Source organism: Janthinobacterium sp. GW822-FHT07H11, assembly GCF_058798615.1.
In genome coordinates, this window is sequence record NZ_CM179507.1 from 4,228,498 (window position 1) to 4,252,431 (window position 23,934).

General features: G+C 59.8%; 21 protein-coding genes and 1 pseudogene. 9 read left to right on the forward strand and 13 right to left on the reverse strand.

Going from position 1 to position 23,934, the window contains the following annotated elements:
* Positions 1 to 283: 283 nt before the first annotated feature.
* Both AC3RCJ_RS18640 and AC3RCJ_RS18645 read left to right on the forward strand, forming a co-directional pair.
* Positions 284 to 2,254: a methyl-accepting chemotaxis protein gene (locus AC3RCJ_RS18640; RefSeq protein WP_492962257.1), complete on the forward strand. Its 1,971-nt coding sequence runs from the start codon at positions 284 to 286 to the stop codon at positions 2,252 to 2,254.
* A 50-nt stretch (positions 2,255 to 2,304) separates the two neighbouring features.
* Complete coding sequence (locus tag AC3RCJ_RS18645; protein ID WP_492962255.1) at positions 2,305 to 2,577, forward strand: putative signal transducing protein; 273 nt, start codon at positions 2,305 to 2,307, stop codon at positions 2,575 to 2,577.
* 1 nt (position 2,578) lies between these two features.
* Here AC3RCJ_RS18645 and AC3RCJ_RS18650 read toward each other — a convergent pair whose 3' ends face one another.
* A complete protein-coding gene (locus AC3RCJ_RS18650) occupies positions 2,579 to 3,127 on the reverse strand; it encodes a thymidine kinase (RefSeq protein WP_492962254.1) in 549 nt (182 codons plus the stop codon).
* A gap of 295 nt (positions 3,128 to 3,422) precedes the next feature.
* On the opposite strand from AC3RCJ_RS18650, the gene AC3RCJ_RS18655 reads away from it, so the two are divergent.
* Genes AC3RCJ_RS18655 through AC3RCJ_RS18665 form a run of 3 tightly spaced genes read left to right on the forward strand, consistent with a single transcriptional unit; the run spans position 3,423 to position 6,312 of the window.
* Positions 3,423 to 4,814: a pyridoxal-phosphate dependent enzyme gene (locus AC3RCJ_RS18655; protein ID WP_492962252.1), complete on the forward strand. Its 1,392-nt coding sequence runs from the start codon at positions 3,423 to 3,425 to the stop codon at positions 4,812 to 4,814.
* The gene (locus tag AC3RCJ_RS18660) at positions 4,811 to 5,992 is read left to right on the forward strand and encodes a trans-sulfuration enzyme family protein (RefSeq protein ID WP_492964710.1); all 1,182 of its coding nucleotides are present in this window, start codon (positions 4,811 to 4,813) and stop codon (positions 5,990 to 5,992) included. The genes AC3RCJ_RS18655 and AC3RCJ_RS18660 overlap by 4 nt, the downstream gene beginning before the upstream one ends.
* Complete coding sequence (locus tag AC3RCJ_RS18665; protein WP_492964712.1) at positions 5,989 to 6,312, forward strand: PLP-dependent transferase; 324 nt, start codon at positions 5,989 to 5,991, stop codon at positions 6,310 to 6,312. The genes AC3RCJ_RS18660 and AC3RCJ_RS18665 overlap by 4 nt, the downstream gene beginning before the upstream one ends.
* 121 nt (positions 6,313 to 6,433) lie before the next feature.
* On the opposite strand, the gene AC3RCJ_RS18670 is transcribed toward AC3RCJ_RS18665, so the two are convergent.
* Both AC3RCJ_RS18670 and AC3RCJ_RS18675 read right to left on the reverse strand, forming a co-directional pair.
* Entirely contained in the window at positions 6,434 to 8,647 is a 2,214-nt protein-coding gene (locus AC3RCJ_RS18670; RefSeq protein WP_492962248.1) for a penicillin acylase family protein, read from the reverse strand.
* Positions 8,648 to 8,662: 15 nt separating this feature from the next.
* Positions 8,663 to 9,499: a hypothetical protein gene (locus AC3RCJ_RS18675; protein ID WP_492962246.1), complete on the reverse strand. Its 837-nt coding sequence runs from the start codon at positions 9,497 to 9,499 to the stop codon at positions 8,663 to 8,665.
* A gap of 112 nt (positions 9,500 to 9,611) precedes the next feature.
* Here AC3RCJ_RS18675 and AC3RCJ_RS18680 point away from each other — a divergent pair, with 112 nt between their 5' ends.
* The 4 genes from AC3RCJ_RS18680 to AC3RCJ_RS18695 all read left to right on the forward strand — a co-directional run bounded on the left by AC3RCJ_RS18680 (position 9,612) and on the right by AC3RCJ_RS18695 (position 13,033).
* A complete protein-coding gene (locus AC3RCJ_RS18680; protein ID WP_492962244.1) occupies positions 9,612 to 10,058 on the forward strand; it encodes a DUF2939 domain-containing protein in 447 nt (148 codons plus the stop codon).
* A gap of 120 nt (positions 10,059 to 10,178) precedes the next feature.
* Positions 10,179 to 10,691, forward strand: coding sequence for a DUF2939 domain-containing protein (locus tag AC3RCJ_RS18685; RefSeq protein ID WP_492962242.1), 513 nt, complete (start codon positions 10,179 to 10,181; stop codon positions 10,689 to 10,691).
* Between the two features lie 52 nt (positions 10,692 to 10,743).
* A complete protein-coding gene (locus AC3RCJ_RS18690; RefSeq protein ID WP_492962240.1) occupies positions 10,744 to 10,956 on the forward strand; it encodes a hypothetical protein in 213 nt (70 codons plus the stop codon).
* A 340-nt stretch (positions 10,957 to 11,296) separates the two neighbouring features.
* Positions 11,297 to 13,033 (forward strand): methyl-accepting chemotaxis protein, encoded by a 1,737-nt coding sequence (locus tag AC3RCJ_RS18695; RefSeq protein WP_492962238.1) that lies wholly within the window; start codon positions 11,297 to 11,299, stop codon positions 13,031 to 13,033.
* A gap of 511 nt (positions 13,034 to 13,544) precedes the next feature.
* Here AC3RCJ_RS18695 and AC3RCJ_RS18700 read toward each other — a convergent pair.
* The 10 genes and pseudogenes from AC3RCJ_RS18700 to AC3RCJ_RS18745 form a co-directional block, all read right to left on the reverse strand.
* The gene (locus tag AC3RCJ_RS18700) at positions 13,545 to 13,739 is read right to left on the reverse strand and encodes a Y-family DNA polymerase (protein WP_492962236.1); all 195 of its coding nucleotides are present in this window, start codon (positions 13,737 to 13,739) and stop codon (positions 13,545 to 13,547) included.
* 309 nt (positions 13,740 to 14,048) lie between these two features.
* Positions 14,049 to 14,738 (reverse strand): DnaT-like ssDNA-binding protein, encoded by a 690-nt coding sequence (locus AC3RCJ_RS18705; RefSeq protein WP_492962234.1) that lies wholly within the window; start codon positions 14,736 to 14,738, stop codon positions 14,049 to 14,051.
* Positions 14,735 to 16,708, reverse strand: a complete 1,974-nt coding sequence (locus tag AC3RCJ_RS18710) for a hypothetical protein (RefSeq protein WP_492962232.1) — start codon at positions 16,706 to 16,708, stop codon at positions 14,735 to 14,737. The genes AC3RCJ_RS18705 and AC3RCJ_RS18710 overlap by 4 nt, the downstream gene beginning before the upstream one ends.
* 62 nt (positions 16,709 to 16,770) lie before the next feature.
* Positions 16,771 to 17,175 (reverse strand): hypothetical protein, encoded by a 405-nt coding sequence (locus tag AC3RCJ_RS18715; protein WP_492962230.1) that lies wholly within the window; start codon positions 17,173 to 17,175, stop codon positions 16,771 to 16,773.
* Between the two features lie 70 nt (positions 17,176 to 17,245).
* Positions 17,246 to 17,386: a hypothetical protein gene (locus tag AC3RCJ_RS18720; RefSeq protein WP_492962228.1), complete on the reverse strand. Its 141-nt coding sequence runs from the start codon at positions 17,384 to 17,386 to the stop codon at positions 17,246 to 17,248.
* A gap of 931 nt (positions 17,387 to 18,317) precedes the next feature.
* A complete protein-coding gene (locus AC3RCJ_RS18725; protein ID WP_086144829.1) occupies positions 18,318 to 20,513 on the reverse strand; it encodes an NACHT domain-containing protein in 2,196 nt (731 codons plus the stop codon).
* Between the two features lie 472 nt (positions 20,514 to 20,985).
* Complete coding sequence (locus AC3RCJ_RS18730) at positions 20,986 to 21,237, reverse strand: hypothetical protein (protein ID WP_086144828.1); 252 nt, start codon at positions 21,235 to 21,237, stop codon at positions 20,986 to 20,988.
* Positions 21,238 to 22,157: 920 nt separating this feature from the next.
* The gene (locus AC3RCJ_RS18735; RefSeq protein WP_492965790.1) at positions 22,158 to 22,658 is read right to left on the reverse strand and encodes an IncQ-type mobilization protein MobB; all 501 of its coding nucleotides are present in this window, start codon (positions 22,656 to 22,658) and stop codon (positions 22,158 to 22,160) included.
* 328 nt (positions 22,659 to 22,986) lie between these two features.
* Positions 22,987 to 23,400, reverse strand: a pseudogene (locus AC3RCJ_RS18740) (relaxase/mobilization nuclease domain-containing protein); the annotation flags it as partial.
* Positions 23,390 to 23,782: a plasmid mobilization protein gene (locus AC3RCJ_RS18745; protein WP_071075382.1), complete on the reverse strand. Its 393-nt coding sequence runs from the start codon at positions 23,780 to 23,782 to the stop codon at positions 23,390 to 23,392. The gene AC3RCJ_RS18745 and the pseudogene AC3RCJ_RS18740, both read right to left, overlap by 11 nt.
* Positions 23,783 to 23,934 lie beyond the last annotated feature (152 nt).

Below are 23,934 nucleotides of genomic sequence, written 5' to 3' on the forward strand. Positions count from 1 at the left end.
ATATCAACATGCTCCATTGAAATACAAAAAGTCAATAGACTGAAGTGGCAATCCTTGATGTCGATGATGTTTTTATGCGAAAGGAATGATTCCTGCGGGAAACACTTAGTAACAAATGGCAAGCCACATGCTATCATCGCGGCCTGAAATACAGCTTGCCTGCGCGCGGCCCCAGGCCGGCGCGCCTCCGTTTCAACAGCATCCCTCCCACCAGATCCCCTCCCCGCGTGTCATGTCATGACCAGGAATGGCCGAGCTGATTACCCTTTGCCAGACTCACACTATGCCTACAAAATCATTCTCCCCCCGCCATTGGAGCGTCGGCGGCAAGATTACCGTCTTTACGTTTGCCCTGGTCAGCCTGATCCTGGCCAGCCTGACTGCCCTGATGAGTATCAATACCTCGCGCGTGCTGGAACAGCGCGCCGAAGCGGCCGTCACCAGCGAGCTCAATAGCGTCATGACGACCACGGAAGTCTTCCATACGGCCATGGTCAACGAAGCGGCCAGCTTTGCGCGCCTGTTCGCGGCCGAATTCCCCGGCCCGTTCACGGTCGACACGGGCGCCATGGTGGCCGTGGCCGGCAAGGCCACGCCAGCGCTGGCCAATGGCGGCAAGGTGCTCAACCTCGACACGGCCGTGGTCGATCGCTACACGGCGCAGACGGGCGTGATCGCCACCATCTTTGCCGCCAACGGCGATGAATTCGTGCGCATCAGCACCTCGCTGAAAAAGCAGGATGGCGAACGGGCCATCGGTACCCAGCTCGACCATAACCATCCCAGCTACGCACCGCTGCGCGCGGGCCAGCGTTTCGTCGGCATGGCCACCTTGTTTGGCAAGCAATACATCACGCAGTACGACCCCGTGCGCGATGCGGCTGGCAAGGTGGTAGGCGTGCTGTTCATCGGCCTCGATATCAGCAAGAATCTGGCCATGTTGAAAGACAAGATTCGCCAGGTCAAGATCGGCCAGACGGGCTACATCTATATCCTCGACACGGCGCCCGGCGCCAATTACGGCCACATGGTGCTGCACCCGAACAGCGAAGGCAAGAGCGCGCTCGAGTTCAAGGCCAGCGACGGCCGCCTGTTCATCCAGGACATGCTGGCGCAGAAAGACGGCGCCATGCGCTATACGTGGACGGCACCCGGCGAAACGGCTGCCAGCGCGCGCGAAAAGCAGCTGTATTACCGTCAATTCAAGGATTGGCAATGGATCATCGCGGGCGGCACGTTCACGGACGAGATCACCCTGGAGGCGCGCCAGCTGCGCAAGCAGCTGGCCATTTCCGGCTTCGTCGCCCTGCTCGTGCTTGCCCTGCTGCTGTACTGGCTGGTGCGCGTGCTCGTCTCGCGCCCGCTGGCGCAGGCCGAGGCGGCCGCCGCGCAGATTGCCGCCGGCGACCTGACGGTGCACCTCGATACGACCAGCATGGACGAAATCGGCCGCCTGCTGCGCGCCATGAACCGCATCTGCGACAAGCTGTCGCAAGTGGTCGGCAATGTGCGCGGCAGCGCCGGGCAAATCGCCACGGCGTCCGGTGAAATCGCCAGCGGCAACCTGGATTTGTCGAGCCGCACGGAACAGCAAGCCAGTTCGCTGGAAGAAACGGCCGCCTCGATGGAGGAACTCAGTTCCACCGTGCGCCAGAACGTCGATCACGCGCAGCAGGCAAGCCGGCTGGCGCGTGACTCCTCGGCCCTGGCAGCCGAAGGCGGCGCGGCCGTGGCGCAGGTGGCCAGCACCATGGACGCCATCCGCAGCTCTTCAAACAAGATCGCCGACATCATCGGCGTCATCGACGGCATCGCCTTCCAGACCAACATACTGGCCCTGAACGCGGCAGTGGAAGCGGCACGCGCCGGTGAACAGGGACACGGTTTCGCCGTCGTCGCCACCGAGGTGCGCACCCTGGCGCAACGCTCGACGGCCGCGGCGAAAGACATCAAGGACTTGATCCAGGCGTCCGCCGGCACGGTGGACCTGGGCCACGCGCAAGTGAGCCAGGCCAGCGCCACCATGGACACCGTGGTGGCCAGCGTGCGGCAAGTGAGCACCATCATGGCGGAAATCGCGCAGGCGAGCGACGAACAGCGCAGCGGCATCGAGCAAGTCAACCAGGCCATCGCCCAGATGGACCAGGTGACCCAGCAGAACGCGGCCCTGGTGGAAGAAGCGGCCGCGGCCGCCGACGCGCTGCAGGAGCAGGCGCAGGAACTGAACCAGGTGGTGGGCGTGTTCAAGCTGTAAGTGCAAGCCGGGTGCTAAGATGGGAACGAACCCACTTGCCAGGAGCCACGATGCACGACGACTACGTTGTAATAGCCCGGCTGATGATCCCCACGGACGCGCACGTCATCCGTGGTTGCCTGGCCGCGGCCGGCATCGACGTGCTGCTGACGGACGACCAGCACATGCAGGCCGACATGCTGCTGGCGGCCGCCATCGGCGGCGCCCGCGTGATGGTGCGCGAGCACGACGTGGCGCGCGCCAATGACATCCTGGCCGCCTTCGAGCGGGGCGACCTGGCCCTGTCCGACGATGCGGACGTGGGCGCGCCCGTCGCCGATTAATTTACGAGTAGAAACAGCGCCCGCAGGCCTGACGGTAACTCTCGTTGCCGCCAATGCTGATCTGCTCGCCTTCCTTGATGCGGCGGCCCTGCTCGTCCACGCGGATGTTCATCGTGGCCTTCTTGCCGCAGGTACAAATGTTCTTCAATTCCTCGATATCGTCGGCCAGCGCCAGCAGGTAGGCCGAGCCGGGGAACGGTTCGCCCTTGAAATCCGTGCGCAAGCCGTAGCAGATGACGGGCACGCCCTTCACCTGCGCCAGCTGGTGCAATTGTTGCACCTGGGCCGTGCTGAGAAATTGCGCTTCGTCAAGCAACAGGCAAGCCACCTGGGGAATATCGTCGAGGAAATTCGTATCGGCATGGAAAATATCGACCTGGCGCTGCGGCCCCAGGCGCGAGGTGACCCGGCCCACGCCGTAGCGGCTGTCGATGGCGGCCGTGTACAGGCGCACCTGCTGGCCCTGCTCTTCATAGTTGTGCGCGACTTGCAACAAGGCCGTCGACTTGCCCGCGTTCATCGCGGAATACCGGAAATAAAGTTTTGCCACTGCCGCCTGCCCTGTCTGTCTGGTTTTTCAAGCATACTGTTTAGTATCTTTTCGAGGCGTGATTATAAATCGCAATGGCAAGCTTGCGGCAGCTTAATACATGCGCCAATGCCGAGGCAAAACGCCTGAAAACGGCGCATACTGCAACGATTCGCACCGCTGGCCATATGCGAAAGCCGTATATGCAAGCATATAAACATTCGTTCGCCGCACTCGTCCCCCCGCCTACACTGCGCGGCACGAAAGGCGGCTCGGGACACAATCCGGAGCCGCTGTTTCTCTGACAGGAGCCACCATGAATGATCGAATGCCATCCCCATCCCAGCCGCCAGCGCTATACAAGCTGATCGGCAATACCCCGCTGGTCGAAGTCACCAGGCTAGCCACGGGCCTGTGCCAGCTGTTCCTGAAACTGGAATCGCAAAATCCCGGCGGCTCCATCAAGGACCGCATCGGCCTGTCCATCATCGAGGCAGCCGAAGCCGACGGCCGCCTGCAGCCGGGCGGCACCATCGTCGAGGCCACCGCCGGCAACACGGGCATCGGCCTGGCCCTGGTGGGCCGCATCAAGGGCTACCGCGTGATTCTCGTCGTGCCCGACAAGATGTCGACGGAAAAAGTGCTGCATTTGAAGGCGCTGGGCGCCGAAGTGCACACCACGCGCTCGGACGTGGGCAAGGGCCATCCCGAGTACTACCAGGATTACGCGGCGCGGCTGGCGCGCGACCTGCCGGGCGCCTTCTTCGCCGACCAGTTCAACAATCCGGCCAATCCGCTGGCCCACGAAACGACGACGGCGCCCGAAATCTGGGAGCAGAGCGGGCATGACGTGGACGCCATCGTCGTCGGCGTCGGTTCGTCCGGCACCCTGACGGGCCTGACGCACTACTTCCGCAAGGTGCAGCCGAAACTCGAATTCGTGCTGGCCGACCCGCAAGGCTCCATCCTCACCGAATACATCGACACGGGCAAAGTGTCGGACACGAGCGGCTCGTGGGCCGTGGAAGGCATAGGCGAAGATTTTATCCCGTCGATTGCCGACATGGACAGTGTCACCAAAGCCTACACCATCAGCGACCAGGAGAGTTTTGATTCCGCGCGCGCCCTGCTGCGCGCCGAAGGCATTTTAGGTGGCTCGTCGACCGGCACCCTGCTGGCGGCCGCCCTCAAATACTGCCGCGAACAGACGACGCCGAAGCGCGTCGTCACGTTTGTCTGCGACACGGGGACGCGCTATTTATCTAAAGTCTACAACGATGGCTGGATGCGCGACCAGGGCCTGTTGCAGCGGGCCGTGTCGGGCGACTTGCGCGACCTGATCGGGCGCCGCTACGACGAGGGCGACGTGGTCAGCGTGGCGCCTGGCGACACCCTGCTCACCGCTTTCAACCGCATGCGCTCGGCCGACCTGGCGCAGCTGCCCGTCATCGACGGCGGCCAGCTGGTCGGCATTATCGACGAATCGGACTTGCTGCTGCACGTGTCCGGCGACGCCGCCCATTTCGCGGGCCTGGTGGGCGCCACCATGACGACGCAGATCGAAACCCTGGCGCCATCGAGCGGCTTGCCCGCCCTGCGCGGCACCCTGGACCGGGGCCTGACGGCCGTCGTCGCCGACGAAAGTACGTTTTACGGCCTGATCACCCGCTTCGACCTTCTCAACCACTTACGCAGGACTTTATCTTGAGCCAAGACATCCCCCGCAAGAGCCATCTGGCCACCCGCGTCATCCACGCAGGCCAGTCGCCCGACCCGTCGACGGGCGCCATCATGCCGCCCATTTACGCCACCTCCACCTTCGTGCAAGAGAGTCCCGGCGTGCACAAGGGCCTCGATTACGGCCGCTCGCACAATCCCACGCGCTGGGCGCTCGAGCGCTGCGTGGCCGACCTGGAAGGCGGCAGCGCCGCGTTTGCGTTCGCCTCGGGCCTGGCCGCCATCTCGTCCGTGCTGGAATTGCTGGACGCGGGCAGCCATATCGTCGCCGGCGACGACATGTACGGCGGCACCTACCGTTTATTTGAGCGCGTGCGCCGCCGCTCGGCAGGCCATGAATTCACGTACGTCGACCTGACCAATCCCGAGAATCTGCTGGCCGCGCTGCGCCCGGAAACGAAGATGGTATGGGTGGAAACACCGACCAACCCGATGCTGAAACTGGCCGACTTGCGCGCGATTGCCGACATCTGCCGCGCGCGGGGCATCATCGCCGTGGCCGACAACACGTTTGCCAGTCCGCTGGTGCAGCGGCCGCTCGAACACGGCTTCGACATCGTCGTGCACTCGACCACCAAGTATTTGAACGGCCACTCGGACATCATCGGCGGCATCGCCATCGTCGGCGCGGAAGAACGCCAGGCCGAATGGCGCGAGCAGCTGGGCTTTTTGCAAAACTCCGTGGGCGCGATTGCCGGGCCGTTCGACAGCTTTCTGGCCTTGCGCGGCGTGAAAACGCTGGCCATCCGCATGCAGCGCCATTGCGCAAGCGCGCTGGTGCTGGCGCAATGGCTGGAACAGCAAAAGGAAGTCAAACAGGTGTTTTATCCGGGCCTGGCCTCGCACCCGCAGCACGCGCTGGCGCAGCGCCAGATGGATGGTTACGGCGGCATCATCTCGATCGACCTCGATACCGACCTGGCCGGCGCGCGCCGCTTCCTGGAACGCTGCGAGGTGTTCGCCCTGGCCGAAAGCCTGGGCGGCGTGGAAAGCCTGATCGAACACCCGGCCCTGATGACGCATGCCAGCATTCCCGCCGAACAGCGGGCAAAACTGGGCATCGGCGACGGCTTGATCCGCCTGTCGGTGGGGATCGAGGATATCGAGGATTTGCGCCATGACTTGCGCACGGCGCTGGACGCGATTTGAGGGAGAGAGGTGTCGGATTACGCTCCGCTAATCCGACCTACGGCATACGGAGGGCGGTAGGTCGGATTAGCTCGGCAACGCCGGGCGTAATCCGACAAATTGTTGGCATCCTGGAACGCTGCGAGGTGTTCGCCCTGGCCGAAAGCCTGGGCGGCGTGGAAAGCCTGATCGAACACCCGGCCCTGATGACGCATGCCAGCATTCCCGCCGAACAGCGGGCACAACTGGGCATCGGCGACGGCTTGATCCGCCTGTCGGTGGGGATCGAGGATATCGAGGATTTGCGCCATGATCTGCGCACGGCGCTGGACGCGATTTGAGGGAGAGAGGTGTCGGATTACGCTTCGCTAATCCGACCTACGGCATACGGAGGGCGGTAGGTCGGATTAGCTCGGCAACGCCGGGCGTAATCCGACAAATTGTTGGCATGACGGATACCGCTCACTCCCCCGGCCGATACCTGCGCTCCAGGTGCCTGGCCACGTCCTCCGGATAAAACAGCACGTCCTTGAACTCGCCGCGCGCATACATGGCCGCCTGGTCCTGGAAGTGCGGCGACTTCGGGTCGCCGCTCTGGCCGCCCGCCAGGATGCTTTTCGCCCTGATGCGCGAACCGAATTCCACGGCCGCGACAAAGCTGTTGCCACGTTCGCCATAGATGCGTCGCGTCGTGCTCTTGCTGCTCTGGCCATACGCGGCCAGCGCGCCCCAGTTGCCCGACGCGTAAGGCACGGGCAGGCTGGCTTGCGCATCGTCAAACGGCTGCGCGATGTCGCCCGTCAGGCGCTGGAAACGGTTGATCTCGCCCCACGGCGTTTGCCAGTTGCCAAAATCGCGCTGCAGTTTATCGGCGGCGCTGGCCAGCGCCGCCAGCCGCTGCGCCGCCGTGACCTTGTCCGTCGCCAGAAAATCGACCACGGGCACGCCCTGCCCGCGCGCCTGCTTGCCCGTCAGCTCGGCCAGCTCCTGGCCCCAGAACACGGCCAGCGAAGTGGCGGTGGAAGTGAGCGAATAGCGCCAGTCCCAGGTCCGCAGCAGCGCGATCTTGTCGGCCAGCGCCCGCTTCTGCGGAGAGCGCTGCGGCAGCGCGTCCCAGGCGGCGAACAGCGGCGGCAGCAAGGTTTCAAAGGCCGTCAGTTCGCTGTCGTAGGACGCGGCGATCAGGCTGTCGAGCGTAAAACCGGTCTTGTTCTGGAAAACCTTGACGGCATGCAGGCCGCGCGCGTTTTCGCCGTAGACCGACATGTAGGCGGGATAATCCTGCTGGCGTGGGCTGCTGGCCCCGGCCGCCGAATACGGCCAGTTGTTCGTGTTCTGTATCCAGCCATTCTTCGGATTGAACAGGGTGATGGTCTGCGCCACCGTGTGCAGCCCTTTCCACTCGGTGGCCGGGTCGCTGCCGTCGACGGGCTGCTTCCAGTTGAAGCGCGGGTCGCGCACGGGGATGAAATTGCCGTGAAAATAGGCGATATTGCCATCCGCGTCCGCATACACGGTGTTGTTCGACGAATTCGTGCGCAATTCCATCGTTTGATAAAACGCAGCATAATCGCGCGCCTTGGTGCGCGTGTACGACTGCGTGAGCGCCTTCAACGGCGAGTGCATCAGGCGTACTGCCACCCATTTACCATCCTGCGCGCGCACGATGGGGCCGTGGTGGCTGTAGTAGACGGTGATGGTTGTCGAGCCCATGGCGCCGTTCGCCAGCTTGTACGGCACGGTAATCGGCACGGCTTTCAGGGGGCGCAGCCCGCCGTCATAGCGGTAGAACCAGGCGCCATCCTTGTCGACGATGCTTTCCAGGTATTCGTCGATGACGTCGCCGCCGCCCGAGGTATGCATCCAGCCCAGGCGCTCATTGAAGCCCTGGTAGACGAAGAACTGGCCCCAGGTGACGGCACCGTAGGCGTTCAAGCCTTCGCCGCTGGTGACCTGCACTTCGGGACGGAAGTAGAACGAGGTGTGCGGATTGATCATCAGCAGCGCATGGCCGTTTTTCGTGATGGCTGGCGCGATGGCGAAGCCGTTCGAGCCGCTGGGCTCCGGCTCCAGGCCTGACGCCAACCCGGTTTCCACGCTGGCCAGCGCCACAGGCGCGGTTTGCTGGCCATAGAACGCTTCGAGCTGCGCCAGGTTGATCGATTCGATATCGCCGCCGATGCTGCCCTCGCTGAAACTCAAGGCCATCCACGGCTCGAAATGCGCGATCAGCCTCGGTTTCACCTGCGGATGCGTGGCCAGGTAAAAATTCAAGCCGTCGGCAAACGCATCCATCAACCTACGCAGCCACGGCGGGCTGGCGCGGTACTGCGCCTGCAGCTCGGCCGGGTCGATGAAGAGCTTCATGCGCAGGTCGCGGTACAGCTCCCACTCGCCCTCCACTTCCGCCAGCCGCCCCATGGCATTGATATAGTTCAATTCCACGCGGGGAAAATCGTCCTCGGCTTGCGCATACATCAGGCCAAAGACGGCATCGGCATCCGTCTTGCCCGTCACGTGGGGAATGCCCCAGGTATCGCGCGCGATGCTGACGTTGGCGGCCTGCGCCTGCCAGCGGGCCATGTCGGCGGCAGCAACGGCGGGCGCCGCCAGCACAGGGGAAGCGGCGACGGCGCCGCAGGCGACAGCGGCGAACAGGGCATGGCGAACTGGCATGAACTACTCCAATGGTCAGGATGCGTCGATCAAGGCGGCGATACGCTGGCTGAGTTCCACATTTTCCGCCTGCAGCTGCGCCACCTTCTGCTTCAGGCTGGCAATCTCGCCGCGCAGGCGCTCCGTCTCACTGGGCGCCTGGGCCGCATTCTCCGCCCACGGTTCGTTGCCCGTTTCCGGCGTATCCTGAGAGATGTGGATTTTCGGCTCGCGCGGCGTGCGCGTGGCGGCGCGCTGTTCGCGGATTTCCTTGGCCGCCTGGCGCAGCAGCTTCTTGCCGCCGGCGACGGCCGCCACCTGCTCTTCCGGCGGCAGCGATGCCACGGTGGCCGCCGCATTGATGGAAATCGTGCCCGAACGGACCGCTTCCACCAGCTCCGGCGAAGCCGCTTTCTGGATCTTCTCGATCTGGCTGATCTGGTTGCTGCTCAAGCGCGCCGCCTTGGCCACCTCTTCGCGCGTGCTCATGGGCGGTTTCGGCGCGTTTTCGCCCTCGGGAGCGTCTGCCGCGCTGACGGGCGCCGGGCTGCGCGCGGCGACGATTTCCTTCTTGCGCAGGGCCAGCACGCCGCGCTGGAAGTCCGACACGCTGCGGCGCGCCAGGTGATTGTCGATCATCCACAGCATGACGTCGTCAAGCGAGCTAAAGCTGGTGTTCTGGATGGTCTTGAATTCGATGCCGTGCTGGCGGCAGATGGCGTAACGGTTATGCCCGTCGATCAGCACGTCGTTCCACAGCACCAGCGCATCGCGGCAGCCTTCGGCCAGCAGGCTGCGCTCGAGCGCCGCGTACTCGCTGGCGGTGAGCGGGTCGATATACGACTGCAGCACCTGATTGATAGTGATATTCATGGTTGTCCTCAATATTGCGGCGCGATGGTCCGCGCCGGCACGAATGCTACACCATCCACCGCCCATGGCCGGGTAAAATCACGGCGGCACAGCTCATACAAAAACACGGACCATGAAAAGAAAGTACGCCACCGCGATCATTTTTAGCGTCGCCGCCATCGGCTTTACCTGGGTCAGTCCCTATATCGCCATGTACCGCATCAGCATCGCGGCGCAATCCGTGCGCCTGGAAAACCTGGCGCAGCAGGCCGACCTGCCCGCCTTGCGGGCCAGCGTGGCGCGCCAGTTGCGGGCGGCCGGCGAAACGGCCAGCGAAGACGAATTCAAGGAAATGCTCGACACCATCGTCTCGCCGCCCGGCATCACGCTGCTGATCCTGCACGGCAAGCAGGGAGCCGATGGCAAGCGCCACGATTTCGGCATGTCCTACCGCTCGTGGAACGAAGTGCTGCTGCGGCGCAGCGGCGCGGCCCCCGCCGCCAGCCAGTTCCTGCTGCGGCGCCATGGCATATGGGGTTGGACGCTGACGGACATCACCCTGCCGCCTGAACTGCTTTAAAGCAAGTTAATTGATCTAAAACAACAATTATCTAAACCGCCATGTTGATTTCTGGAAATATTATGTAGAATGCCAACGCTTCGGGCGCAGCGGGTCGCCGGCTATCCAAGAGATCGCACAATGAAAAGAATCCTGCTTTTCGCTGTACTGGCGCTGGCTGCACTGGCCGGCATTTTCTATGGCAGTCCGTATTTCACCATGAACAAGATCCGCACGGCGACCATGGAACAGGACAGCGATGCGCTGGCCGCCCATATCGACCTGCCACAGCTGCGCGACAGCCTGGGGCAGCAGCTGCGGACCCTGTTTTCCGCGCCGGAAGTGGCGGCCGACATCAGCCCGTCCATCGTCGACCCGCTGCTCGACACCATGCTGATGCCCGAAGGGATAGTCGCCCTGATCAAGCTGAACGCCCGCTACGAAACGCCCGTGGCCAAGGTCAGCGACATCAGCGGGCGCCAGCGCAATAGCAAGCCTGACTATACCCTGCGCTATACCTCCTGGAACAGCGTGGTCGTACAGCGCGCCCACAGCAAGAGCCACATCGGCGAACTCACGCTGACCCGCGACGGCCTGTGGCACTGGAAGCTGACCTCGGTAGCCCTGCCCAGGAATCTGCTGGCCGATGCATGACGCGCCCGCGCGCTGCTATGATCTGCCTATTCAATCGAGAATGGGAGGCAATATGTGTGACCTGGTACAACAAGCACTGGCCCACGCGGGCAAACCGGCTACCACGCCCTGGGTCGTGACCTTGGTGAGTGGCGAAAAACTGACGGGCCCGATCTCACCCCTGAGCGACGGCTGCTATGCCATCGGCCTGGGACAGATCAAGTATTTCTCCAGCGACAAGGTCGCCTGTCTGAACGTCTCGGGCGCGGGCGCGTTTCCCATCTGACAGACACCGCGCGCGGCGCCGCGGGTGGTGCGCACGGCCTGACGGGCAAGACCATCTGCCTGCCACGCACCAGCTCCGCAGCGCCATAAGTTGTTTTTTAGCACGCAAAATCTCATTGATTTACGGAAATTTATGTGCAACAATGAATTTACCAAATCAAACAAATAAAAGTCTTTATTGTTTAAATCGGTTTTTGAAATAACACGATCCTCACACCACAAATCCGTGTTGTGGATATAGAAACATTCCGTAGGGCACGACCAGCCGCCAAACAGCAGCCTGCCGACGCCTACGCAAGCAAACTTTCTAGTCTTCGGCACGCATTTTTGGGAGAGGCATCATGAATACATTAACTGTTCGCAAGCAACTGACCCTGGCTTTCGGCTTGCTGGTCTTTTTTCTCATCGGCATCTCGATCCTCTCCGTGAGGAGCTTATCCAACTTCAACAGCAGCTTTGACATGTATGTCAATGGCATTACCGCTCGCGCCAACACGGCGCATCGGGTGCGCGATGCGATCGACATGCGCGCTGTCGCCGCCAGGAACCTGGTACTGGTGACCAAGCCTGAAGACATGGAAGTCGAACACAAACTCGTGCTGCAGGCACAGGCCGAGGTCGTAAAGAACATGCAACACTTGCTGGACCTGGCCAAGACGCCCGATGTATCGGACGATGTGCGCGGCGTGATCGCCAAGATCGACGACATCGAAAAGCGCTACTCCCCCGTGGCATTGGCCATCGTGGACCTGGCCCTGCAGAAAAAGAACGAGCAAGCCATCGCCAAGATGAACGAAGAATGCCGTCCGCTGCTGGCCGCCCTCGTCGCCGCGAGCGATGAGTATTTCGCCATGACGGACCAGCGCTCCGCCCTCGTCCTGAAGGAAGACAATGAGAGTTACATTCTCAACAGAAATATCCTCATCGGCGCCAGCGTGCTGTCCATCGTGCTGGCGACCCTGGCAGGCTGGCTCATCACCCGTCAGCTGCTGAAGGCACTGGGCGCCGAACCGCGCCAGCTGTGCGAGGCAGTCAGCCTGCTTGCCGCTGGCGATCTGACGGGCGAACTCGGCGTTGCCTCGAACGATAGCGCCAGCGTGCTCGCCGCGCTGCAGCGCATGCAGGTATCGCTGACGTCGGTGGTCTCGTCCGTCCGCCTGGATTCGGACACGGTCTCGCTTGCCGCAGCGGAGATTTCCTCTGGTAACAACGACCTTTCCATGCGCACGGAACAGCAAGCCAGCTCGCTGGAAGAAACCGCTTCCTCGATGGAAGAGCTGACCAGCACCGTGCGCAAGAATGCCGACAATGCCAGGGAAGCCAATGTGCTGGCCACCACGGCATCGGACGTGGCCAGCAAGGGCGGCGCCGTGGTGGGACAGGTGATGGGCACCATGGACCTGATCAGCGAATCGTCGCGCAAGATTGTCGACATCATCAGCGTCATCGATGGCATCGCCTTCCAGACGAACATTTTGGCCTTGAACGCGGCCGTGGAAGCGGCACGGGCCGGCGAACAGGGCCGCGGCTTTGCCGTCGTGGCGACCGAGGTGCGCGGCCTGGCCCAGCGCAGCGCCAGCGCCGCCAAGGAAATCAAGGCATTGATCGACGATTCCGTGAACCGCGTCGATGCGGGCGCCCGGCTGGCCGCCCAGGCGGGCACGACGATGACGGAAGTGGTCGCCAGCGTGGAACGCGTCAGCAACATCATCGCTGAAATCACGATCGCCAGCCAGGAACAGTCGGCCGGCATCGAACAGATCAATCAGGCGGTGGCGCAGATGGACAGCGTGACGCAACAAAACGCGTCGCTGGTGGAAGAAGCGGCCGCAGCGGCCGAGTCGCTGCGCGACCAGGCCAGCCACCTGGTGCAGACCGTGAGCATCTTCAAGACGCGCGACAGCCATGTAGCGGCACCCGCACCAGCCCCGGCACGCGCCAGCGCCAGCGCCAGCGCCAAGCCGCTGCGCCTGGTACCGGCGCCCGCCAGCAGCCCCGCCAAACGCCAGGCCGCACCCGCGAAACAGCGCACGGCGCAGGCGGAAGCCGTGACGGCGGGCGATTGGGAAGAGTTCTGAGCCGCGACGGGCATGCTGCCTGCATGCCTGCTTGAACCGCACAGGGGATTTGCCCAGCCGGCACATCCCCTGTCGCATTCCAGGCACACATCCACCAAGCAAAAAAATCCGCGGCAACTGTCGCACTTCTTGCACCCGGCACGTGATCGCCGGCCAGGCACAGATTGCGCCGGAATGCCGCGCGACGCCCTGAAACTGCGCGCCGGCCTGCGCTACACCAGCCACAGCAAGGATTATTCGCCGAGTGCGTGAAATTCCAACACCGCGGACCGTTTCATCCGGATCTACTCATGGCTCCCCCATCCGACATTGTGGAAAAGTCGCATACGCTATCGAACAATGGAAATTTCTTGGCCATATGATTAGCGAGTGTTGCAAGAGTTTTCGACGATGCTCCGCTTGCCACGCATACAGGCAAGCTCATCCATTGGAGTCCCTTTCACGGATATCCTGCTCCACGACTGCTGGTGATTCCCATGGGCCTCCGAGGCCATTCAAGCCGAGAAATGACTCATCGAAACCACGGCGCGCCCATTGGCACGCCCAGGGCCTTCGCCTCGTTCGACCTTGCCACGGCGCAGCCGTCGTTGTTGGACAGGAGCACCACTGGGCAGTCGCGCAAGTGGGGATCGAAAGCGCGTTCGCAGCTGATGTACATATTGTTGATCTCGACAAGCGAAAATATCTGCTTGCTCGGATCGCTCATGTCACACCCGCAGCGTACGCACGAGGCCAGTCAGCACGCCCCAAATGCGCAGCTCGCCAGCTTCAGCCGGGCAGATCGATGTGTATGCGGGGGTTGCCCGGACGTAGCGCTACCCTACCGGCGCTGTGGTCGGTGCGTGCGGCGGTTTTGGTGTAGTCGTTCGTTCGATATCCAGCACGTCGATGCCTTTGCCGCATGAGGTATCAAAAAACATGCCACTTCCACTGCCTCGCGTGGACTTTTCCCTGAATGCACAGCAGCCAAAGCGTAGTCGCGGCCGGCACCGCGCGCGAAGAACCGCTCCTCTATTCATTCAGGGTGGGGTCCGCTGAAGACATACATGACCATTTTCCGATCCGAGGCGATGAACATGCTGCCCGCTCCGTTTTCTTCGGTGCCAATTGAGTACGCATCCGCAGGCCGTCCGGCTTCGAACCAGTTCAAGAGCGCGGCGGCATGCGAGCCGGATCCGCTGAACGCCATCTGACCTCCGGGCACCCGATGGATTTTCGTTACAGCGTAAGCGCAGCCGGAATTGGTCCCGTGCTTATCTGCGGCAAGGGTCTTACCATCCCGGGCGATGATTGTCATGCTCGCACCACCTTCATCGAATTGCCGCCGCCGGCCGAACCGAAGCAAGGCGCCGGGAACGCGTCGACGGCCACGAAACGCGCGCGCGTCCGTGTTGTTCTGGAAGTACTCCGTATCGATTGGCCCCACCTTGTCGCGTTCGATGGCGTTCGAACCGGTATCGAGGTCGGGCAGCAGATCCTCGCCGCTGCGGGCGTGCACGGCCAGGTCGATGCAGGCATTGACCACGTCCGCTGGCACGATGGTGCTGGGCACGATGAAGCCATCGATCAACACGTTGTGGCGCGGCCAGTCCAGCGCCTGGTGCTGATAGACGCGGCGGCCGGCCCAGCGCGCGGCGGCCGCCGCGACGCTGGCGTACGATTCCGCGACGGACAGGCCGGCGCCGGTTTCGACGATGATAGTCATGATCCGAAGGCTCCCACCGCACAGGAGGCTCGGTCATACGCGAAGCCGTCCTTGTAGCGGCGCAGAGGAAGCCCCGTTTTACCGCCTGTTTTCAGCAACGCGGTCAGGGGGCGATACGTATCCGAAATGAAGGCTGGGACAAAGTCCCCTTGTGCCGCCAGTTTGATAATGCAATTGGAATCAAACGGCGCGGCAGCGGACTGGTAGGGCGTCGGCAGTGATGCACCGGTCCCGATGCCATTGCAGCGCAGGCCACCGGATGGCACCCCTTGGTACTGCAGATAGCAGTTGTTATCACCCGTCACGGTAGCTGTGATCGCGGCGCCCGTGCTGCTTGTAGTGGATCCCTGCAAAAGATCAATGAAGAAGCGATTGCCAGTATTCCCGCATACAACAACGTTGTTCGTGACATCGGCATCGCACGCCCCGTCCAAGGTGCAATTTGTAAAGATATTGATAAGCCGATTCGTCGAAGTGTCGACCGAGTTGTAAAAGGTATTATGGCGGACCTTATTTCCCGTGCCGCCATATATTTCGATCCCCTGGATTTCAGAGTCACGAATGATATTAAATTCATAAACATTATCTTGGAAGGCGGCATGCGACGTCGCGGTCCCGGCTGCGTTGGAAAATACAGTCGCCCATATCCCGCCCGCATGGTACGCGGTAAAAATACGGCCAGCATGACGCGCCCGTTCTCCATAGTTGTTGCGAACTTGGCTGTTCGAGCAAGACGACCAAAGCTCCAGGATCGAATTGCCGCCGACATCATGCCCATAGTTGCCGTCGTGGATGAGTCCATCCATGTTCGCGGTCTCGAAAGCGTTATTGAGGGAATCGTAACCCTCGCACCCGATCATCATACAGTCCGTTCCGCGCACCAGATCGCTCACGCCATACATCAGGATTGCATCACTGGCGGAGGTCAGGCCTACCGCATCGTATCCAGCCTGGCCACCACGGCAGCCGACAAACCAAATGCCGGCAACCGCAGTGATTGCCCCTCGCGCCGCGGGCGGCCCGGCGCGCAAGGAAATATTGCGGCCCTTGCGACAATCCATACCAACCACATGGACATTTCCGGTAGCGGCGACGTTCGAATAGCGGATCCCCAGGGCGAACTCCGAGCCCTGTGTCTCCATAGTAGCGGCATTGGGATTTGCGCTACCAAATGCCCAAATATAAAGAGTTCCCGCAGCAGAATCGTAAAACGCCATCCCCTCTCCAGTCACGGCGTCCAGGGATGTCTTTTTCCAAAGCCGCTGGTCATCTTGAAAAACGTCAGTATTTTTCGTAATTCCCGTCAACTTGTAAATATTGCCAGCGTGTTGCACCCAGTCGTTACGCACCACGCCAGCCGTGATAATCGGCAGCGCATCCGCGTCACCGTACGGACAGATGATGAACGGCCTGGTCGCAGTTCCATGGCATTCCAATGCAAGGCCTTCGGTGCCGGTAACGCGCAACGTGGTGCCGCGTTTAATCCCTAATACTTGGCCCGACATATCCCCCGAACATGCAAACTGGACTTGTGCCTGCGTGGTGAACGGATCTGCCAGCGTACCCAAATCGCGGCTACCAGTTGCCGATGGGTCAAGGAAAATCGTAGGACGCGCTGAAAAACCCATGACGTACAGATCCATATTGGGCAACCCGTCTTTCAACCAAGGCAGCGAGACGCAGGCAGCACTGCTTTGGTGGTGCGCTGCAAACAGAGCGGCGCTCTGTACTTTTACATCGACCTTCCCTGTGGAACACGTCACCAGGAACCGTTGCTGATCTGGGAATGGACCGATCGGGGCCAGCCCACCAGGGCCAACGACCCACGATTGCAACGAGTTCGTGCCGCCTCGCACAGGATCAAGACGGTAGACGACACCAGCCGCACTGGCGGCGGCGCTGACATTAAGAAATTGGCCCTCGGGAAGGCTGATGGTTTGCGGCATGCCGCTGGAGGTAATGGTTGGCATAGTGGCTTTCGGGAATGCAGTTTAGGGAATGCCCCGGCGCGCGGGGCGGTGATAGCCAAGGATTACGCCTTGGCTGCCTTCGCCGGCTTTTCGACCACGGCCGTAGCCGTGTCCGATACAACTTGCAACTGTGCGGCGGCGACAGCTGCATCCTTGGCGGCCTGGAAGCTTGCCGCTTCAACGCGCAGGCGCTGTGCTTCGGTCTCGTTGGCGCGGGCCTGCTCGGCAACGCGGTCCATCTCAGCTATCAGGCTGTGTTCGCGCTCATTCAGCTCGCGGCCGCGTTCTGCGAGGTGAGCGCGAGTCGCAAGCAATTCATCTGTGGTCGGCGCGCGCTCGATGTGCGCGCCCAGGTCGTTGTCGTCGCCGTACAGCTCGTGCACGTCGGGGTTGAAGTCGGATTTGTTGATGACGACGAACTGGCCTTGGGTGCGCGGGTCCGTCGATGCGATTTTGATGGTATCCATGGTGAATTCCTGGTGAGGCCCGGCAGCGCCGCAGTGCTGGCCGGGCCGAGTTTAAGGATATCTGCCGGGCTTACGCGCCGATCAGGACGCCCATGTGGCACGGCGCAACTGCTTTCACGCCCCGGGCCAGGCTGACCTCGTAGCGGACCTGGCGCTTCTGCTTGTAGATGCAGAACTCGTAGAAGATGCCGGAAACCGGATTGCTTACCATCTTCACGTCATCGGCCGAGTCGCTTCATCCGGCATGGCCGGCGCACGGCAGGCCAGTTGGATAGCCGAACGATGGAAGAACATGTTGCGGGGGGGTGGGCGGCGTGGCAGGCAGCGCAGGCTTGTCGGCCAGTGAATCGGCCGCCTTTGCGCTCTTGCCCAGCACGCGCGAGACGATCTGCGACGTCGTCTCGCCCTGCGCAGCGCCGAGCCGCACCTGGCTGGCGAAGCGGAACTGCGGGCATTTTTAGAGAAAATCCTAAATCCGGCAAAAAGTGCCAACAAAGTGCATCGCTTTTAATCGACGCCGATGGACGCGAATGGACAACAAAAAACCCGCGCTCCTATGACGGAGGCGGGTTTTTGGACGTTCTTGGATTTTTACGGCTGAGTTCTTGGTGCCGGAGCCGGAATCGAAAACCGCTCTGTTAACTCAGCCAATATCCAAAAATACCATCATAAATACCATCATTGGAGAAAAAGTTCTTCGTTACCATTCCACCTGGAGCGGTTGCTGGTGACTTCAGACAAATAGTCTAGTACAAAAAACGTCAAATGCTAGTACTCGCGTTGAAGTTTTTTTTGACTTTGTATTTTCGTTCCTGCAAGCATCAGCAGTAAGGGAATACCTTCTTGAAAAGCATGGCCGAAACTACTGCGATTTTTTGAGGTGGCTGCTTCTGTATTGCGGTGTCCGCTTACGCCCCAAAGAGGACCTTCGGCGAAACGCGCTCTGCCCTCCAGACGCCCACCGGTACGCGAGTGCAACCGCTGCAACCCGGCGGGTCTTGACACCTAGGCTTCGCGCACCTTCTCGGAATGGTCGATCAAGCACGCCAAGACTAGGTGCGGAAACTTATTTCTAAATGGGAGGGAAGAGAAAATCCATTGCACCATCTGTAAAACCATTCGTGATTAAATAAAATGCAACGTCAAATTATTGCAAGCCACAAATCATCTTTTGAATTATTTTGCATTTTCATTATTTGCTCAATACGTCGAGTGTATTTCCTTTGAGGCGCATAAAGGCTCCCTTGTCGACCTGGATCGCGGGTAACAATTTTGTGCAATACCATATACTGAATAGCTTTTTCGGCAGCTTCTGCATCCCAATATTTTTCGGCTCCTCTTAGAAGTGCTTCCTCCTGTCGGGCGCGCCCCTTTTGAAAGAAAAGTTTTTTTAGAATAGCTAGCAACGTTTTTTGCTTATTTGTGAGATTTAGTTCACTTATTTTTGCTACCGAAGACGTGTCTTCACTTTTCCCTACAATAGGTGCGAAAAATACTTCAGAAAATCCAGAAAGATCTGAAGCTCCTTTTAGAACTGTAATCATGCAATCTGTGAATGTTGTTGAATTGAAATTCGCACCTTCAATAACTAACTTTTCAATTTCTACACCTACAATTGAAAGATTAGAAATTTCTATATCAACTAGAGGTAATTCTTTTATTCGGCCATCGAATACAGAAAAACCTCGAAAATCGATTGCTTCTTGCCCCTGAAAAATTTTAGCAGCTACAAAATCGCAACCTATTTGCGTGTTGACATGTGAGCAACAATATTTTACAAACTTTTCTGTTTCATGCTCTAGCCCGGCCACGCGCGTGAACATGCGCAAACCTAACTCCCCTAATGGCTGAAGCCACCTTTTTTTAGCAATCGATTTCTCTGATTTCAGCGATGAATTTCCAAGTGCTATTCCACGAAGTCCGTCTTTAGCATAGTCATCGACAAAAATTCTCTCTGCTCCTCCATCACCCGTCCGCCCCAAATAAGGGAGTTTTTGCAACAACTGTGCAGCTTCATCAATAGGCGGCGATCCTGTCACTTCAAAAAATACGGTATTTATTTCTTCTGCAGTTATATTTTCGCTACCCTCATACTTTTCCCTAGTGCGCTGAGCCAATGAAAGCAAAATATTCTTTAAACTGTCCTTGAAAATAGCGGGATTTGCTTTAGTTTCTCGCGCGCATATAGCATCAAATACGCTTTCGAAAAATTCCAATTCCCCCTCAGCCGCAGATTCAATCCGTTCGACCTCTTCATTGCTCAATCTAGCTAGAAGTTGGCAGATCAGTGGCTTACGCGGCATCCAGTCCGGAACAGCTTGTAGTTTAGTATTAAGTTTTAGGTATTCGGCTAGCTCATCACTGGAGAATTCACTAGGGGATTTCAATAACAATACATCAGGAAGATTAAGCCCTAAACATTCTGCCATTTCAATATCGGAAGAAAAGTAATGTTCCCTTCCTGCAAGGAAAATCCCTGCGGCGCCTGCGGAGGAAATCAGGTCCCTTACCCCCTCAAGACTTTTCTTCCTGACTTCCCTAAGCCGATTTGGATCACCTGACCATGGCTGCGAACCAATCTCGTCAAATCCGTCTAGCAAAATTATTTGCTGTCCGTGCCGAACACTTCGAACAATATTATCGCTATATTCACCTAAACCTAATATATCTAAATGATCAGCAATCAATCTATTAAACTTTTTAACTCCGTAACTTTCCCGAAGATTAATTGCGAGCGGTGGAAATTGAGAATTATTAACAATTAAACTTCTAAAAACTTCCATTATGCAACGAGATTTACCCGATCCGAACTCCCCCATCAACACGATTTTGGTGCCGTGTTTTAATTTTTCAGTTATGTCGGATACAGTGTATTCTCTGCCAGAGTCATCTAAATATCGTATAGGGGTGTAATACTTCTCGTCGACGTTGCCTGTGTCAGGATCGACAGCGCTTCCAAAAGGGCTGCGTAATCGTTCAGCTATATATTGGGATGAGCCTATAAATTTTGAGGCAAAAGTTTCCAAGCTATGAACCTCTACATCTAATGCTTCACCGGTTCCTCTCAGCGAAGTATAGTCACCAGATGTTACAAAGAAACTTTCCGAGTAAATTCTTTTGCTCAATAATGCCTGCTTCATTGAATTTAGTTTTGCAACATCGCCTCTCAATTTATTCAGATCATCTCGCTTCGATATTTCTATAAGTATCCAATAGTCTTTTTTTATTTTTAAAACGGTATCGCAGCGAATATCAGCCACGTTTTCTGGCTCGGCCTTTGTTGACCAAACCGATTCCGCAATTTTTCTAACTTCGCGTTCTAAATCTTGCCAGCGCATTTTATTTTCCTGTAAAATATTTTAATTGAAAAATACCACATTAAAACTTTTTCCTGAAAGGTCTATTCACTATACCTCTCGTACCTCGCGTGAGCTGCACCAAAAATCCTTCACGAATATTTTTAATATCCAAACCGTTGAAGTTGCTTCAGTTTATCTCAATCCGGACGGCAGTCTGTAGAGTCTAAATGAGGAATGGAAAGACGGCCAAATAGCAGCGATTCAATATTGTGAGCGACCGCTTCTGGCCGTTTGCTGTCATTGGTAGGCTGCTCCCAAAAGCGGTCACATGTCAAAGAAAAACATGCTTACGCCTTGCTCAGTCATTTTACTTTTGGAGCCAAAGACCACCACGGATTCATGCTTTCGCCTGCTGACTGTTCAAGATCTTGCTCGCTCAAGCTGAAAGCACCAGGGAACTCTTCTAGCGCCTTAGAATAAATCCCCTTGTTTAGACAGAAACTATAGGCAATTAGCAGAACGGATTCAATGAACTGATACGAATGCTGCCAATGCTCATGAAGCCAACTTTGTAACTGATCGCGAAGACCTGATGGGGGAATTTCAAAGGTGTGCCATTGATGGTGCGCGAGCTCGTGAAGTTTACGGAGGGTAAGGCACTTGTCCCCCCCCCTTCGGATTCGATTAGTGCAATCCTGGTATGCTCCCAAACCGTCAAAGGATCAAGTCCATCTGGCAGGTTCTCGTAGTCCTTGATGTTCATTTCCATTCAATCTGGCAAAAATCATTAATCAATGCTCGTGGCTGCTATTGGCCGATAGCGGCAGCAGAGCATAGCGGATTGCCAAGCAGAAATTCTCACACATTGTCACTCTGCTCTAAATGGCTGCTTCTGGCCGCTTGCCGCCGTTACTTAATTGAATCCGCAGCCGACAAGCGCTCCCGAAAATAGCAAATTGCCGAACGGAAAACTACACGCACTATCACGCCCGTGCAAAAGCTTTCCTATACACCAAACGTTCGCCGCCATGCCGAAATACAACCGGTAAAGCTGCTGCTAAGGTCGCCAGCACCTGGCCGGTTATCTGGCGCGCCCGCTCGAGCGTTTCCGGACAGCGCCCTGCGGCATGGATAGCCTGGGCGGTAGCGGCGGGTCCGGCAGGTGCGCCATGCGCTCCAGGCAGGGTGCTGCGGCGGCTGCCACTGCACCGCTCGATGCGTGCAGCAGCGCATAGCGTGCCGCTGGCCCTTCGGCCATGCCCGGAGCGTGGCAGGTTAATCCGGCCAGCGCGCCAAATTCGGCAACCGTGATGGCGCTGCCGCTGCCGCTGCGGCAAAGCTCGGACGCCAGGCGCGATGTCGCCTGGCCGCGCAAGGCGTCTGCGACGGGCTGCGCGGACAGTTTGATCCAGGCCTGGAAGCGGCCACGCCGCGTTTCCACCACGGCGGCGCTTTGCCAGCCGCGCACCTCCTGGCGCTGCAAGTCAGCCTCTTGCAAGCCGTCGAGCAGCACCAGGCCATGCTGGCCTGCGGGCCGCACGGTGATGTCGTAGCCGCGCGCGTTCATGCGCTTGAGCCAGGCCAGGCTGCGCAGCAGTTCCAGCCCGCTCCACTGCCGCGTCTCTTGCTTGCCGTCCCTTGCCTGCGCCAGCCTGACGACGAACTGGGCGCAGCCCAGTGCCGTCATTTGCCCGCGCACGGCTTCCAGGCTGCGGTCGCGGGCCGGATCAGCGCAGCCAGCTGCTGCGCGTCCAGCACGTTCTGCAGCCTGGGGGCAGGTGCCAGACAGAGCCATAATGCGCTGGCGAGCAGCCCCGTCATCATGCCCACCAGCGCGGCCAGCAGATACTGGCGCTGCGACAGCGTCTGGTTGCTGGATTCGATTGCCCGGGCGCTCACGCGCGCCGCCTGTTCCGCGCTGCGCCAGGCGCTCGCCGCCGCCTCGATCTGGTGCCGGAACTGCTCCCCCTGGCGCGTGCCATCGACGTTCAGCTGCTGCATCGTCTGGTGCGCCTCGTCCGTCAGGGCCGCCATCGCCTGCGCCAGCGGCTCCAGGATCGCCGCCAGTTCCTCGGCGCTGGCCAGCTTCGCCTGGTGCAGCTGCGCCATCCTGCACGCCAGCGCGTCCAGTTGCGCCGTATTCTCGGCAGTGGCCAACTGCCGCAAGGTCTCGCTCTTTGTCATAGTGGACTCCTCGTTTCGCCAATCCCATGGGACTGTATCCGCGTCCCAGATCGCTGCCCTTCATCAGTACGCCATCGAGGCGGTAGGACAGGCCCGCCAGGGTGCTGTCATGGCGCTGCGTCACCGGCACCAGGGCCACGCCCGCCGCTGCCAGGCGCTGCATGAAAGCGGTGAAACTGCCGCAGCCGGTGATGGCGGCGTCGCACAACTGCTGCAGGCGCTGCCGCGTCGAGGCGATGCCTGTGCGCAGGCCTGCCTCGACTTCGCCCCGGCTCGCCGCGCGGCGCGGCGCCTCGGTGGAGGGGCGCAGCTGCTGCAGGCCGAAGTCGCGTTCGACCGCGCGCATGATGACTTCCTGGCGCCGGTAGTCGTGGCTGTCGCTGGCAACGCCGCCATCGCAGCGCACGCGATTGACCAGCAGGTGCACGTGTTCATGCCGGGTGTCGGCATGGCGCGTCAGCAGGTACTGGTTGTCGTCCAGGCCCATGCCCGCCAGATAGCGGCCCGCGATCTGCGTCCACTGGGCGTCGGACAGCTGCTCTCCCGGCGCGGCCGACAGCGATACATGCAGCACCGCCTTGCCCAGGCCTGGGCGCAGCTTGCGCACGGCACCGAATTCCTGCGCCAGTTCGCGCGGCGTGCGGCCGGTCATGTTGGTGTCGATCACGCGCGCCTGCTCCTTGCCCAGGTCATACGCCAGCACGCCGCGAAAGCCGCGTCCCTTGATGGCCTTAGCGATCATCGTCCTGCTCCTTCACGCCCAAGAGTGCCAGCCGCAGGCGGCGCGTTTCCGCGATCAGCCGCTGCAGCAGGGCGTCGGCCACGGCGACGCGGCCACCCTCGTTGGCGAGATGGGTCAACTGATTCAGGTTGGACGCCAGGCGGGCCAGTTCCACGTAGTGTTCGCGGTTGATGGCGGCGACGGGCGGCGGGGGCAAGGTGCGCGCCAGCGCTGCGGCGCGCAGCCATTGGGCGGGACGCATCTGCATGCGGGCGGCGCGTTCCAGCAGCGCCGCATGTTCGGCGGCCGAGACGCGCACGCCGATGGTGGCGCCGCGCACGGCGGCCGGGTCGCCTTTCGGGCGGCCGCCTTGTCGCTTGCGTGGCGTGGTCTCGGCGTGCATCGATGCTCCTGGCGTGGTGGACGAGCGCAGCGAGGATGGCCCCGCAGGGCAAGCCGGTTTGAGCGAAGCGAAAACATGGCTTGCTCCTCGCCAGCCCACGCGCCCGCGGCTCCCCGGTCTTTAATGTAGGCGCGGGCCAGCCGCTTTTCTTA

Excerpts from the sequence above, each read along its gene's own strand:
- AC3RCJ_RS18695 (WP_492962238.1), top strand. The coding sequence starts at position 11,297 with ATGAATACATTAACTGTTCGCAAGCAACTGACCCTGGCTTTCGGCTTG.
- AC3RCJ_RS18655 (WP_492962252.1), top strand. The coding sequence starts at position 3,423 with ATGAATGATCGAATGCCATCCCCATCCCAGCCGCCAGCGCTATACAAG.
- AC3RCJ_RS18690 (WP_492962240.1), top strand. The coding sequence starts at position 10,744 with ATGTGTGACCTGGTACAACAAGCACTGGCCCACGCGGGCAAACCGGCT.
- AC3RCJ_RS18745 (WP_071075382.1), bottom strand. The coding sequence starts at position 23,782 with ATGCACGCCGAGACCACGCCACGCAAGCGACAAGGCGGCCGCCCGAAA.
- AC3RCJ_RS18705 (WP_492962234.1), bottom strand. The coding sequence starts at position 14,738 with ATGACTATCATCGTCGAAACCGGCGCCGGCCTGTCCGTCGCGGAATCG.
- AC3RCJ_RS18715 (WP_492962230.1), bottom strand. The coding sequence starts at position 17,175 with ATGGATACCATCAAAATCGCATCGACGGACCCGCGCACCCAAGGCCAG.
- AC3RCJ_RS18730 (WP_086144828.1), bottom strand. The coding sequence starts at position 21,237 with ATGAACATCAAGGACTACGAGAACCTGCCAGATGGACTTGATCCTTTG.
- AC3RCJ_RS18680 (WP_492962244.1), top strand. The coding sequence starts at position 9,612 with ATGAAAAGAAAGTACGCCACCGCGATCATTTTTAGCGTCGCCGCCATC.
- AC3RCJ_RS18710 (WP_492962232.1), bottom strand. The coding sequence starts at position 16,708 with ATGCCAACCATTACCTCCAGCGGCATGCCGCAAACCATCAGCCTTCCC.
- AC3RCJ_RS18640 (WP_492962257.1), top strand. The coding sequence starts at position 284 with ATGCCTACAAAATCATTCTCCCCCCGCCATTGGAGCGTCGGCGGCAAG.
- AC3RCJ_RS18725 (WP_086144829.1), bottom strand. The coding sequence starts at position 20,513 with ATGCGCTGGCAAGATTTAGAACGCGAAGTTAGAAAAATTGCGGAATCG.
- AC3RCJ_RS18675 (WP_492962246.1), bottom strand. The coding sequence starts at position 9,499 with ATGAATATCACTATCAATCAGGTGCTGCAGTCGTATATCGACCCGCTC.
- AC3RCJ_RS18645 (WP_492962255.1), top strand. The coding sequence starts at position 2,305 with ATGCACGACGACTACGTTGTAATAGCCCGGCTGATGATCCCCACGGAC.
- AC3RCJ_RS18735 (WP_492965790.1), bottom strand. The coding sequence starts at position 22,658 with ATGACAAAGAGCGAGACCTTGCGGCAGTTGGCCACTGCCGAGAATACG.
- AC3RCJ_RS18670 (WP_492962248.1), bottom strand. The coding sequence starts at position 8,647 with ATGCCAGTTCGCCATGCCCTGTTCGCCGCTGTCGCCTGCGGCGCCGTC.
- AC3RCJ_RS18685 (WP_492962242.1), top strand. The coding sequence starts at position 10,179 with ATGAAAAGAATCCTGCTTTTCGCTGTACTGGCGCTGGCTGCACTGGCC.
- AC3RCJ_RS18700 (WP_492962236.1), bottom strand. The coding sequence starts at position 13,739 with ATGAGCGATCCGAGCAAGCAGATATTTTCGCTTGTCGAGATCAACAAT.
- AC3RCJ_RS18720 (WP_492962228.1), bottom strand. The coding sequence starts at position 17,386 with ATGGTAAGCAATCCGGTTTCCGGCATCTTCTACGAGTTCTGCATCTAC.